Origin of the sequence: Paenisporosarcina cavernae, from assembly GCF_003595195.1 — a bacterium.
Taxonomy (GTDB): domain Bacteria; phylum Bacillota; class Bacilli; order Bacillales_A; family Planococcaceae; genus Paenisporosarcina; species Paenisporosarcina cavernae.
This window is the reverse complement of sequence record NZ_CP032418.1, coordinates 1,167,109-1,180,231: the sequence shown is the minus strand read 5'-3', so window position 1 is coordinate 1,180,231 and position 13,123 is coordinate 1,167,109. Positions and strand designations below refer to the sequence as shown.

General features: G+C 36.9%; 14 protein-coding genes. 6 read left to right on the top strand and 8 right to left on the bottom strand.

The features are described from left to right. Positions 1 to 15: 15 nt before the first annotated feature. The 3 genes from D3873_RS05905 to D3873_RS05895 are packed head-to-tail and all read right to left on the bottom strand — an operon-like array spanning position 16 to position 3,690. Positions 16 to 1,134, bottom strand: a complete 1,119-nt coding sequence (locus tag D3873_RS05905) for a conserved virulence factor C family protein (RefSeq protein ID WP_119883180.1) — start codon at positions 1,132 to 1,134, stop codon at positions 16 to 18. A 43-nt stretch (positions 1,135 to 1,177) separates the two neighbouring features. Then, complete coding sequence (locus D3873_RS05900) at positions 1,178 to 3,064, bottom strand: ABC-F family ATP-binding cassette domain-containing protein (protein WP_119883179.1); 1,887 nt, start codon at positions 3,062 to 3,064, stop codon at positions 1,178 to 1,180. Next, positions 3,061 to 3,690, bottom strand: a complete 630-nt coding sequence (locus tag D3873_RS05895) for an HD domain-containing protein (RefSeq protein ID WP_119883178.1) — start codon at positions 3,688 to 3,690, stop codon at positions 3,061 to 3,063. The genes D3873_RS05900 and D3873_RS05895 overlap by 4 nt, the downstream gene beginning before the upstream one ends. A 91-nt stretch (positions 3,691 to 3,781) precedes the next feature. Here D3873_RS05895 and D3873_RS05890 point away from each other — a divergent pair, with 91 nt between their 5' ends. Next, complete coding sequence (locus D3873_RS05890) at positions 3,782 to 3,988, top strand: cold-shock protein (protein ID WP_119883177.1); 207 nt, start codon at positions 3,782 to 3,784, stop codon at positions 3,986 to 3,988. 23 nt (positions 3,989 to 4,011) lie between these two features. Here D3873_RS05890 and D3873_RS05885 read toward each other — a convergent pair whose 3' ends face one another. Next, positions 4,012 to 4,200 carry a zinc-finger domain-containing protein gene (locus D3873_RS05885; RefSeq protein WP_238473830.1) on the bottom strand — a complete coding sequence of 63 codons (189 nt, stop codon included), beginning with the start codon at positions 4,198 to 4,200 and terminating at the stop codon, positions 4,012 to 4,014. Between the two features lie 145 nt (positions 4,201 to 4,345). Here D3873_RS05885 and D3873_RS05880 point away from each other — a divergent pair, with 145 nt between their 5' ends. Next, the gene (locus D3873_RS05880; protein WP_119883175.1) at positions 4,346 to 5,029 is read left to right on the top strand and encodes a queuosine precursor transporter; all 684 of its coding nucleotides are present in this window, start codon (positions 4,346 to 4,348) and stop codon (positions 5,027 to 5,029) included. A gap of 13 nt (positions 5,030 to 5,042) precedes the next feature. Next, entirely contained in the window at positions 5,043 to 5,426 is a 384-nt protein-coding gene (locus D3873_RS05875; protein ID WP_119883174.1) for a ribonuclease HI family protein, read from the top strand. A 102-nt stretch (positions 5,427 to 5,528) separates the two neighbouring features. On the opposite strand, the gene D3873_RS05870 is transcribed toward D3873_RS05875, so the two are convergent. Continuing rightward, on the bottom strand, positions 5,529 to 5,729 hold the full coding sequence (locus D3873_RS05870; RefSeq protein WP_119883173.1) for a cold-shock protein: 201 nt from the start codon (positions 5,727 to 5,729) through the stop codon (positions 5,529 to 5,531). A gap of 116 nt (positions 5,730 to 5,845) precedes the next feature. Further along, on the bottom strand, positions 5,846 to 6,679 hold the full coding sequence (gene coaW / locus D3873_RS05865; protein WP_119883172.1) for a type II pantothenate kinase: 834 nt from the start codon (positions 6,677 to 6,679) through the stop codon (positions 5,846 to 5,848). A 73-nt stretch (positions 6,680 to 6,752) separates the two neighbouring features. Between coaW and D3873_RS05860 the strand changes: the two genes are divergently transcribed. Both D3873_RS05860 and D3873_RS05855 read left to right on the top strand, forming a co-directional pair. Continuing rightward, entirely contained in the window at positions 6,753 to 7,655 is a 903-nt protein-coding gene (locus tag D3873_RS05860; protein WP_162920149.1) for a diacylglycerol/lipid kinase family protein, read from the top strand. A gap of 99 nt (positions 7,656 to 7,754) precedes the next feature. Then, complete coding sequence (locus tag D3873_RS05855; protein WP_119883170.1) at positions 7,755 to 7,979, top strand: DUF2187 family protein; 225 nt, start codon at positions 7,755 to 7,757, stop codon at positions 7,977 to 7,979. A gap of 142 nt (positions 7,980 to 8,121) precedes the next feature. Here D3873_RS05855 and D3873_RS05850 read toward each other — a convergent pair whose 3' ends face one another. Both D3873_RS05850 and D3873_RS05845 read right to left on the bottom strand, forming a co-directional pair. After that, entirely contained in the window at positions 8,122 to 8,931 is an 810-nt protein-coding gene (locus D3873_RS05850; RefSeq protein ID WP_162920148.1) for a sulfurtransferase, read from the bottom strand. Then, positions 8,931 to 12,515 (bottom strand): dynamin family protein, encoded by a 3,585-nt coding sequence (locus D3873_RS05845; protein WP_162920147.1) that lies wholly within the window; start codon positions 12,513 to 12,515, stop codon positions 8,931 to 8,933. Before D3873_RS05845 ends, D3873_RS05850 begins: the two co-directional genes overlap by 1 nt. Before the next feature lie 82 nt (positions 12,516 to 12,597). Here D3873_RS05845 and D3873_RS05840 point away from each other — a divergent pair, with 82 nt between their 5' ends. Beyond that, positions 12,598 to 13,056, top strand: coding sequence for a chemotaxis protein CheX (locus D3873_RS05840; RefSeq protein ID WP_119883167.1), 459 nt, complete (start codon positions 12,598 to 12,600; stop codon positions 13,054 to 13,056). The last annotated feature ends 67 nt before the right edge of the window (positions 13,057 to 13,123 follow it).

Sequence of the window (13,123 nt, the reverse complement as noted above, 5' to 3'; positions counted from 1 at the left end):
ATTACCTCCTACGACTCACTGATTTCGTGATTCTGTCATTTGTTTCCAGACAGAACCCATCGCATCTTCCCCATCTTTAATTCGGGCGAGTGCCATTCTAACTTGTAATTTCACTTCATATTCTGCATCGTTTTTTGCATTTTCTAATGATTGGAGTGAATCTTCTGTACCAGTTTCATATAAAAACATGGCCGCTCTCCATCGAACGATCTTGCTTTTATCAAAAAGTGCTAGCTGCATAGCCTTTTCAAACTCAGGAAATCCAATATCACTCATACAATCTCCTGCAGTTCTTCTCACTGCAGCACTTTTATCTTTTAATGCTAATTCAAGTAATGGAACTACTTTTGGGTCTGATAGCATACCAATATAAACAACTGCTAAGCGTCGTATCGCCATTTGATTATCCTGCAACGCGATTTGCAGTAAATCCAAATCCGAAATATCAGGCGTTTTAATCGAATCTAACAAACGAAATCGTTCTTTCCATTCATCTTGTTTGAAGTCTTCAATCGTCACTTTAACTCTTTCCATTTCCTGCGCTTCTTTTGGTTGCAGGACGGATTGAATAATTTGTGAAAGTTTGTCACTTGTATAAATCGTTTCTATTTCTTCTTTTACTTCAGTCGCAATTTGTTCCTTCGAGCCATATCGTATTCCAAAATCTTTCCACTGCCGTTGGAGTAAATAATTTTCTTCTTCAGGATCGTGTACTTCATTCATCGCTTCGATAAACCGCTGATCTAATCCGATTCGATGCTCTGAAGATTGGTCGAAAACTTTTACTTGAAGTGGAATGTTCTTGAATTGCTGGACATGAACTTGAACTTCTCCAAAGTGTTCGTCTACTTGTTCCTTATAAGATGATTCACTTTTATCCGTTCTTTCCACTTCCTGAATTTCACGAATAATCGTTTCCCAATCCTTTTTTGCATTTCGTTCCACTGCAAAAAAGTCAGCTACATGAAAGATACTTTTCACACCATCTATAGATAAAATAAACTGCGCTAGTTCAGGAAAGGATTCTATCGACTCTGAAGTATACGTATAACTTTTTCCAAAGGGTAACTCTGTATCCAACACAATTTTCATCGTATTTGGACTTGGTGTCGGTTCAATAGTGACTATTTTCATCAATTTTCCCGCCTTTCAATCATCCGTTCTCTTTAAAATTGTATCATGACTCTACTATTTCTTGCAGATAAGACCATCGCTCCATTTTTTCCTCTAATGATAGTTCAAGTCTGTCGATTTCTTTTGAGTACTCAACTGTCTTATCATAATCTGCCCCCGCGTTATTTAAAGCTTCGTGCAGATGAGCAATGGAAACTTCCATCTCCTCGATCTCTTGTTCAATCGTTTCCCACTCTTTTTTTTCATGGTACGAAAGCTTTTTCTTTTTCTCATTAGGAGACTTTTCTACCTCCTTGAATACAGAAACAGCTTTACTCATAGTTTCGGGTTGTTTTTCCAGTCGTTCTTCTAAATAGGTTGTGTATTGCTTCGAACTTATTACAACGTTTCCATTTCCATCGAGAATCCATAACTGGTTCGCAATTCGATCTAAAAAATAACGATCGTGGGATATCACAATGACAACGCCAGAAAACTCCTCTAAAAATCCTTCCAAGACAGAGAGAGTTTTAATGTCCAAATCGTTTGTTGGCTCATCTAAGAGCAAAACATTCGGTTGACTCATTAGCAAACTAAGCAAGTACAAGCGTTTTCTTTCTCCACCAGATAATTTATGGATATACGTTCCGTGAACAGATGTTGGGAATAAAAACCGTTCCAGCATCTGAGTTGCGGATAGACGTTCTCCATTTTCTGTGGATATTTCATTTGAAATCGATCGGATATACTCTATCATGCGAACATTTTCATTCATCGCAGGAACATGCTGATCGAAATAAGCTATACTTACAGTTGAGCCTTTTTCGATTGTTCCAGCATCCAAAGGTTCTGAGCCTTCTAATAGTTTCATTAACGTACTTTTACCGACTCCGTTTAATCCTACAATTCCAATTCGATCTCGTTTCTGTAATAAGAAAGAAAAATCACGAACAATATAATTACTACCGAAAGATTTTGCTATATGATGTCCCTCAATAACCTTATTACCTAAACGGCTAGCTACTAACCCAATATCTAAGGTCTCGGAAGAAGTAACAGGCATGTTGTCTTGCAGCGTCTCGAATCGGTCAATACGTGCCTTTTGTTTGGTTGTTCTTGCTTTTGCTCCTTTTCGCATCCAAGCAAGTTCTGCCTTATATAATTGTGCTTGTTTATGTTCAGAAACTTGTTGAGTTGCTTCTAGTTGGGCTTTTTGTTCTACATATGAACTATAGTCACCTGTAAATTCTGTAAGCTGTCCATTTTCTAATTCAAAAATGGACGTACATACAGCATCTAAAAAATATCGATCATGGGTGATGAAAAGAATACTTCCACTCTTTGTTGCTAACGTTTCTTGAAGCCATTTAATGCCATCTACATCTAAATGGTTGGTAGGTTCATCTAAAAGCAACAAATCGCTTTCTTCTAACAAAACTTGCGCAAGTGCGACACGCTTTCTCTCCCCTCCCGAGAGTTCAGAAATACGTTGTGAAAAGTTCTGAATTCCTAATTTAGTTAAGGCAGTTTTTGCGTAGGCATTTAAGTCCCAGGCTCGATTGTCTTCCATCTGTGCCTGAAGCGAAACCAATCGATTTAATTGTTCTTCATTTTCCGTCTCTTCTTGCACTAATTTAAGTGAATTTTCGTACTTTCTGTTTAGACGAAGTAAAGGGCTATCCCCTTCAAAAACAGCTTCTAACACGGTTAATGTATCATCTAATAATGGTTCTTGTGGTAAATAGGAGATTCGAAATCGCGAAGGAGTGTCTAGTGATATGGCATCTGCTTCTTCCGGGTGTGTTAATACGTGAAGAAGTGTACTTTTTCCAGTACCATTAATCCCAACCAAGCCAACTCGTTGACCAGGATATAACGAAAATCCTATGTTGTGAAATAACGTTTTATCTCCGATTGTTTTTGTTATCTGTTGTGCGATAAAATGACTCATTTCCGAGCCCTCGTTTCATTCTGTAATTGATGGATAAAAAGCTCCATAAATTCGTGCCGCTCTTGCGCTAATCGTTTACCTTCAGTCGTGACCATTAACTCTTTTAAAAGGAACAATTTTTCATAAAAATGTGTCACGCTTGAAGTAGTTGTTGATCGGTACTCTTCTTCGGTCATTTCTTCTCTAACCATTTCGTTCCAATCGTATAATTTTCTACCTTTAGCGCCACCATAAGCAAATGTGCGAGCAATACCAATCGCACCAATTGCATCTAGACGATCTGCATCTCGCACAATTTTCGCCTCAAGTGTAGTTGCGTCATGTTGATTTCCACCGTTAAATGAGGTGGAATGAATAATTTCTTTAATCCAATCCTTCTCTTCTTTGGGTATGACCAAGAAAGATAATGCTTCATCTATGTAACTTTTTTCGAATTCTTTTTTATATTTTGGATCGTCTACATCATGTAATAAAATCGCGTAGTTGATGATATCTTCACGCACATTTTCTTCCGTTTCACAAATTCTCGCCGCATTTTCAAGTACACGTTCTATATGCTGCCAATCATGGCTTGCATCAAATTGCTCATATCGAGTCTGTACAAAGTGTATGATTTTTTCATTCATATTTTTCGCTCCTGTTCTACTATAACAGTCATTGACTGAATTTTCTTGATACGATATAGTTAAACCATCCTGTAGATTTGGAGGAGAGCACATGTACCAAGGAAAAGTTAAGTGGTTCAATAATGAAAAAGGGTATGGCTTTATTGAATATAACGATGGTGAAGATGTGTTTGTCCATTTCACTGGGATTCAAGGGGAAGGTTTCAAATCCTTGGAGGAAGGCGAATCTGTGCAATTTGAAATCACAGAAGGTAATCGCGGCCCCCAAGCATCCAATGTCATGAAAACAAACGATTAAAACCCGCATATTTGCGGGTTTTTTTACGATCTATGTTTAATAAGTTCTTGACCAATAAACTGTAATTGTTTTCCCACTGTACAAGATGAAATGCAAAAACGATGAGCAGAAGTTTTGCTTTCCGTTTCTTTTAACGTTTTTTTCAGAAAGCAGTCTGTACAGAAACGCTGCTCAAGATCATTTAATTCATCTAAAATATCAATAACTCTCACAAAGCGGTTCTCCTTCCTACACATTTCATCATTTTACCCTTCATTGCAAATGAATTCAACTCGTACTATAATAGTCGAGTTGGTCAAATTTGACTAGCACGCGGTTCGTAAACTCCCGCGATATCAAAACTACTGGAGGAAAAAAATGTATAACGAATTAGTAGGATTAGGCTTTGTTTTACTTAACATGGTCGGAGTATTAGTCATGTATCGTTTTTTTGGAAAGACAGGATTATTTGTTTGGGTGGGCTTTGCTACCGTTTTAGCAAATATTCAAGTGTTAAAAACAATTGAAATCATTGGGTTAACTGCTACTCTAGGAAATTCTGTGTATGGCAGTATATTCCTTGTAACGGATATTTTGAACGAGAAATACGGAAAAAAAGAAGCGAAAAAAGCTGTATGGCTAGGTTTTGCTTCATTAGTCATGATGACCATCATGATGCAAATCGTATTGCAATTTCAACCCGCTGAAAGTGATTTTGCACAGGGTTCTTTAGAAACTATTTTCGGTCTCATTCCACGTATTGCTTTAGGAAGTATTCTTGCCTATTTAATCAGTCAACATACAGATGTTCTTATTTTTAGCGCAATAAAAAAAATATTCCCTTCTGACGGAGCATTTTGGATACGAAATAATGGATCAACCATGATCAGTCAGTTGCTTGACACACTAATATTTACTTCAATTGCCTTTTTAGGTGTATATCCTATGAGTATATGGTGGAGTATTTTCATTTCAACATATGTATTAAAGTTTATTGTTTCCATTATTGGAACGCCATTTGGTTATGTGGCAAAACGAATGACTCCACAAGACGAAAAATAAGGAGTGGCTATTCTTGTTAGAAGTTTATACAGATGGTGCTTCTGCCGGCAATCCTGGACCAAGTGGTATTGGAGTTTACATTACTGGAGAAGGACATCAAATCCGGTTAAAAAAATCCATTGGTGAATCGACGAATCATCAAGCAGAGTTCGATGCACTACTTTTTGGCTTACAAGAAGCACAAAAACTTCATTCAGACATAGTATCTGCGCGCACTGACTCAAAAATTGTCGTGCAAGCTATTGAAAAACGGTATGCAAAAGATCCGATATTTGCAGTGAAATTAGAAGAAATTTTAGCACTAGTTGATTCTTTTCCTTTGTTTTTTATTAAATGGATACCGGAAAAAGAAAATAAAACTGCAGACCTCCTAGCAAAATCAGCAATTATGCGATGACACCAAGAATAATGACGGCTTATAGTGCATTCAAATAATTTATTTTTGAACAGAAAAAATCCAAGCATTTTCATGCTTGGATTTTTATAATTGTGTCAGTAATTATGCTTTTACTACGTTGGTAGCTTGAAGTCCGCGTTGACCTTGTTCGATTTCAAAAGTCACGTCTTGACCTTCGTCTAAAGATTTGAATCCTTCTGATTGGATTGCTGAGAAATGTACAAATACGTCTTCTCCGCCTTCGCGCTCAATGAATCCGAAACCTTTTTCTGAGTTAAACCATTTTACTTTACCTTGTTCCATTACATATTTCCTCCTCGTGTATCCCATACACTTTGTGTTACTATCCTTGCTCAAAGAACAAAAATAATTCCATTCAAAAATAACATGCTTTGGCAATTATTGCAAATTGTTTGAACTTATTGCTTTTTTGATCGAAGGAATGCTCCAATTGCTCCTGCAAATCCATGATTATCAATAAAAATAGAGTTTTTGTTTTTCAATGTAGTATACGATTCAATGGTTTCTCGTAACATAGGGTTATTTTCGAGTGTGCTACCAATATAAACAATTTTTTCTACGGAACATGCTTCTGCATACTGCACACTTAATGTTGAGACAACTTCTCCGATCATTCCAATGATACCAGCTAATATATCGTTTGACGTCGGAATCGACGCAGTAGAAATCCCAATTTTCCCAAAATTGCTAGCGGTTAAATTAGGATTAATAGGTGTAGAAGGAGAGTTGTAAATATCTTTTACCAGTAAATCTATCATTTCTCTTTTGCCTGTGCTGGAGCGGCGCAGTACTTCGTCAAAACGTTCATTTGGCAGTAAAAAAGCGGACATTCCTGTGAGTAACCCTCCCCCAACTCCTGTACCACCAAGTCGTTTATGTCGTTTATGATCTGTAAAATGAATCGATGTACCAGTACCTATATTCGTTACAATCAGTGGCTCTTCTGCCAATTCCCTTTCCTGCAATAAGAAGTGGACTCCATTGATGGTTGCATCAAATTCAATAATGTAATGCTCACGATTATCAATTTTAAGCTCATCCATTAATAATTGCGCTCTTCCACCAGTAAAGGTAATAACGGACTGCTTCGAAAAAGATTGTAAAAAAGGTAGGATTAGTTTCGTATCTTTTGAGGGAATATAGTGATAATGTATTGTATCTGAGTCCGTTGAGCTGTAGGCGATTTTCGTTAACGTTCCACCTGCATCAACGCCTATATAGCTTACTTCCATTATTAGTCTCCGTTCCGGTTAAGTTGTGTCAATCATACTATTTTAATATAAGAATGAAAAGGAGGAAATTAACGTGCAGTTTTCGCATTGCTACTTATTTCATCACGAGAGTGCAGGTCAACAAAATTCTTCACAATCGGTAGCTCAAGTTTTGCCGATCCTTGCCAGTCAATATCAAACCGTCATTTCCAAGAAAACGTCTTCTCCGGAAGAATTAATAGAACAAATTGTAAGCATCACCAATACAGACGCAATCTATTTATTGGGAGGAGATGGTACATTACACCAAGCGATACAAGCTCTTCAACATGTAGACAGTCTACCACCTATTGGGATCCTACCTGGAGGGACCTGTAATGATTTCTCTCGTGTTCTATCCATTCCCCAAACACTTGAAAAAGCCACAGAAGCATTAATCAATGGAAGAATCGAGTCATTCGATCTCGCAAAAGCAAATTCATCCTATTTTCTAAATTTTGCTGGCCTTGGTTTCATCACACATGCATCCGATGGGATTGAAGAAACGAAAAAAGAAAAATTAGGAAAGATTAGTTATTTTCTTTCTGCAATCAAAACAATGAAAGAATCAGAAACGTTTTCGGGAAAGTTAACGATAGATGATCAAGTAATAGAGTTTGAGGCAGCGATGATTCTAGTCATGAATGGTTTTTCTATCGGCACTCATACATTTCCTGTTTCCACTATCTCGCCTCAAGATGGGGAGCTAGATATCTTTGTCTTCCCTACTACTTCTATTGGAACTGTTCTAAAATGGATTCAATTGGGATACAAAGATTCGACTAATTCTTTTCAAGAAGATCGTTCTATTCTTCATTTGAAAGGGGAAAATGTCTCTATCCTAACGAATGAAAGTTTGTCTGTTGACATGGATGGTGAAATTCATGAGGAAACACCTCTAACCATTCAATTACAGAAAGCTTCTATTTCGTTAATAGTTCCATCTACTTACCAATAGAATTTTTCACGAAAATATGCTATTATAGTCTAATTACTGCATTTATTAATCTATGAGTTTATTAATAAATTGCGAAGAAAATAGAAATGGGGCTATGAGATGACTTTCCAAAAGCAAGAAAAAGAAGTATCAGAATTTGTAGCAGCACGTAAAATTCGAGAAAAAATCTCGTTTACACGCCGTGATGTTGAAGTCGAAGGGAACATTTTCAAAATCCTTGAAAACTCTGTGATCGTGGAAATTTCTCAAGAAGATGCAAAAAAAATCGGCGCCGCTTCCACCTTGACTGTTGTATCTCATAAAAACTATACTCCATTAACTTAATACGTTCGAACATGACGTATGGATACATAAAAAAGTAGTCTTCTCTTAAGAAGACTACTTTTTTGTATAGCACGATATCAAATCAAATGGAAGATTACTTTTGCATCAACATTTTCAACTAAAGTATGTCTTCTTCTTTTGACTAATTATCTGTTTCCACTTCTTCGCTAGTAATCCAATCACTATAGCTACCGACATAGATTCTTGTGTGGGAAAACCCCCAATGAGTAAAAAGGCAAAACAACACAGATGCAGTAACACCACTTCCACAATACACCACTAGTTCCTCTGATTTATCGCGATCTTGTAAGAAACCTATTTCTTGATCTAATCTAAAATGGTTGCCGTCGGCAAATTGCTCCCAATCCACATTGCACGCTGAAGGAATTCTTCCAGCAATTGCATCGAACGGCTCCTGTTTTCCTGAGAAACGATGAGCAGAGCGCGCATCTACTAACACTATAGCTTCGTTCTTTTCAAAGCGATGTTTAATTTCGTCTTTCGTAGCGATTAAATTGTCGTGCCAATGTAACGAAAGAATTGTCACTGGATAGTCGACTGGTAAGGAGTCTACTCCCCATTTCAACGTAAGTTCTTCATATCCATCTAACGACACAAATACATTCGAAAAACCTGCCCATCTAAACAAGAAATAGGCTCTTGTTGCAAAAGGAGAGGCACCTTGATCGTAGATGACAATGGTATCTTCGTATGATAAACCATTGCTCTCTAAGAAATGTTGAAACCCTTCTTTAGAGGGAAATGGATGCCGACCGAGAGAGGAAGACATATCGGAGGCATTTTTTTCTAAGTCTAAGAAAATTGCTCCAGGCAGATGACCTTTTTCATATAGGGTTCTCCCTAAACCAGGATTTGAAAGAGAAAATCTCGTATCGATAAACCGAATAGCTCCTGACGGAAACTCCGACTGATTTAAAAACACTTTTGGCATCATAATTCCTCCCTCTGAATGGATTGTTGAATTTCTTTCCACTTAGCTAATGCTTCTGATTTACGTAACAGCTCCTCTTCGTTTTTTAATTGACGAATTAAGTGCGAAGATACGTATTGTTTAAGTCTTTCCATTTCTTGATCAATTATAGGTGTAACCCACTGCTCTAATTCTTTCTTTTGTTGTGATAAATACTGATGCGCTTCTTCTTTACTTGACTCTAACAACGCTTGCTTCATTTTTTCTTTTTCATTTTTCTCAAAAAAAGAATGGGTATTTTTAAAATAAGAAAATACATGTTCATATTTTTCAATCGATTCAAAAGGTCCATCAAATGTAAGTATGTCGTGATTTTCTATTTCGAATTGTATTGGCACAAAGGAAAAATCTTGTTGCCAAAAAATCTTTTCTTGCTGTAAGCGATCTTTCAGTTTTTTGATAAGCCATTGGTCGACTCGGAAATTTGTTACTTGTAATTCTTGTTCTAAGTCAAACTTTGTGGCTGCAAGCGTTTCCTTTAATGCTTGTCGAAGTGCAACTTTTGTTGATGCGTCATGAAACACAGAAGGATGAAAGCTTTCTTTAAAGAAATCTCCAAAGCGGAAAAACACTCGTTGCTCGACATAATAGATTAACTCACTAATTTCTTGTTTCACTTCCGTTAAAACTGTGCTTGCAAAACTTGTTGCGTAACGCTTTCTAATTTTCTGTTCTAACAAATGAATTTCTTTTAGTCGCTCGTCTTTCCGTTGTAAATTTGCTTCCGTTTGTTCTATTAATGATTGGAAACGCGATTTCAATTCTACCACGTCTTCTTGAATGCGTTGCATGGTCAAGTGTGTTAGCTCTTGGTGAATGAAGTGTGAAAATGCTTCTTCGAAAATTTTCATATCCTTATTAAGCGGTTTCCCACTTATTTTTTCGTTTAACGTTTCTAAGCTAGAGACACCAAATATCTTTGGAAAACGAATGCCAAATGATTGCAACTCTTGCTCCACGTAGTCAATAACGTCTTCCTTCTCTTCCATTGAATCAGCTAAATCAATTGCATTGACGAGGAAGAACATTTTATCTAATTCGAATAAATCTTTCACTCGACCAAGTTGAATCAAAAACTCTCGGTCCGCTCTAGCAAATGCATGATTATAGTAGGTGACAAAAAGTATGGCATCTGCATTTCGGATATATTCAAACGTTACATCTGTATGTCTGGCATGAATGGAGTCAGCTCCTGGTGTGTCAACGAGTGAAATTCCTTTTTTCGTTAACTCACAATCAAAAAATAAATCGATTTTTTTGACAAAACTACTCTTATTCTCATCAGCGACATATTGTTCGAATGTTGCTCGATTTACTTGAATCGATTTCCCCAATTTCATATTTTCCTTTTGCAATCCACCAGCTACAGCTTGAATGAATGCATTTTGTGGAACTTCTTTCGCTCTTTTCGTTCCTTCCTCCAACGATACTATCTCCAATTTTTCGCGAGCATACGCTTCTTTCAAATCAGAAAAAAGCTCTTTCTCTGTTTTGAAAAAAATCGTTGCAGTCGCATGAGCATACTCATTCGTAGAGGGTTTAATCGTTGTTATCGCAGCAGTCATTGGATTAGGTGATACTGGAAGTACTTTCTCTCCTAATAAAGCATTTGCAAACGATGATTTACCTGCACTAAAAGCTCCAAACAATGCAATCGTCGACGTTTTTTGCTCAAATCTAGCAATTTTTTTCTTCACTTGTTCTACTGATTCTTGGTAATCTGGTATCGCTTGTAATTTGTCCAAAACTGAATTCGTGGAACCTTTTAGGGTTTCCCAGTCAAAAAACTTGTGACTATCTGTCGTCTTGGACGTCTCATCTTGTTGAACTGGTTCCATTTCCGAATCAGAAGCTGCAACTGCTCCACTCCATTGTTCCATTGACTCATATAAATGTTCAAATGCAACTTTCCAATTTTGGAACCATTTCTTCGCTGCATCCTGCACTGGAAGTGGTGGAAAAGCAATTTCTTTTTCGAACTGTTGCTGCGCTAATAAAACTTTCTGAATCGAACGTTCGGCTAATTCTTTTTTTGATTCCTCTTGCTGATGTTGAACGAATGCCGTTTTTTGTTCTTCTGACACTTCCGTTAATTGATTTTCAATAGAACGTTGCCAATCATTCGTTTTATCTCTTACTACCCGCTTTACTTCATCTGCGACGTTTTTGGAGTAATTTAATAATGCTTGTCCAGTGGCAATTGAACCTTTTGGTGCCATATTTTCTAATAAATCAGCGGGAAGTGGAATTTCTAAAGCTTGAATAGTTTGTTCTTTCTCATCGGAAAGGAAATGAATGTCTAGCAGAGATTGTTTCATTAATCGTTTTACATGTAACGTAAATTGATTTTCTACAATCTCCTCTAATTTATTAAAAGCTCGTTGTTTTCTTTCTCTTCTTTCTTCTTCTGTTTTTTTCTTAGAGAATAAAATACCCATTTTAAATTGTGGATCTAACGTTTCCATATAGCTTCCTAGTAATTCTCGAAATTCACTAGGCGTAACATTTCCGCTTTCCAATAATTTATTTCTAGATTGGGTAAAGGAATCTCCCCATTCTTCTAAGGAAGTAAGCGATTGTTCTTCCTGTTTCTTTGTTGATTGGTGGGTGGGGCTGATTTTTTCCATCTCTTCGTCTGACAATATAGAAGAGAAATTATCTTTACACGTTTCAACTTCATGTTGTAAATATGTACGATGTTCTTCTAACAATTGTTGATATGTTTGTTGATTTGAAGAAAGAAAAACGGATTCTTTTGTGTTCATATAGAAACGTATCGTTTCTTCTACTCGTGAAAGATCATTTTCCCCCTCGTACGATTTTTTTAAGGAGGTGAAGAATATTTCTTTCGGTTCAACACCGTGACGTTTGAATGATTCCCACGTTTGTAATCGAAAGTCTTTTAAACTCAACTCTGTTTCTTGATGCTTATCCACTTGGTTAACAATTAAATAGAGATTTTCTTGATGGGCAAGCAGGTCTTTTGTAAATTGGAAATTTAGCGACGATTGCACATGATTATAGTCCATGACGTAAAAAACAACATCCGCCAAATGTAACGCAGATTCGGTTGAAATGCGATGTGCGTCATCTGTAGAATCAACTCCAGGCGTGTCCATAATTGTAACGCCACTTGGTAGGGCCGTTGAAGGAAATTCCCACTCAATTCGAGCAACATTTTTCCCATCTTTGCTCAATTCTTTCAACTGGTGTTGGTCTGCTTTTCCTTTTAATAAAATAGGGGATTTAGTCGCACGAAAGATGTACGCAATATGTTCTTCCCCTCTTTTAATTTTCACAATATTAGCGGACGTCGGGATAGGGCTTGTCGCTAATAAATTTTCACCAATTAAACGATTTATCATGGATGATTTTCCAGCAGAAAAATGTCCGGAAAAAGCGATAGTAAATTCTTCTTTCTCCAATTTCTCTAAAAATAGTTCCACTTTTTGGTAAGTGGATGAATTTCCGCTTTCTTTTGCGTACTGAGCTAGAATACTTGTTTTTACTTTAAGATCATTAATTGTGCTTTCTTTGTCAGTCATTCGTTGGACTCCTTTAAAACATTCTTTCCATATCATATCATGACATGGTACGATTAAAAAAACGAACATAAGGTGGTTGGCTGTGAGTACTTCAAAATACATACATACAGTTTTAAATGGCACAATACAATCTCTGAAATCCGTTATTCCTATTGAGATGGATGTTAAAACTCCTTCTCTAATGGCACAACCTTTTGAACAGCAAGAAATGGGAGTGCTGATTGGGATGATCGGAGACTTAAAAGGTAGAATCATCATTGACTCTGTTCCTGAAGTTTTCTCGAAGATCGGGAATACGATGTTCGGTATGCCATTAGAAGGAGAAATGTTAGAATCGTTCACTGGCGAACTTGGTAATATGATTGCTGGAAATCTATGTACGTTTGTAGCATCTAATGATATAGAGCTTGATATAACTCCACCAACAGTGGTAGTTGGTCATGCTAAATTGTACGGATTTGAGCATGCATTTCGTTTACCTGTAAGTCTTCATAACACAGGCGATATGACGATTATTGTGACAATTGATGAAGAAGATTAAACATATAATTCAAACGAATAAAATCCTGATAAGCTTGGAGTAGATGTTCAACAAGTTAGTGAGAACT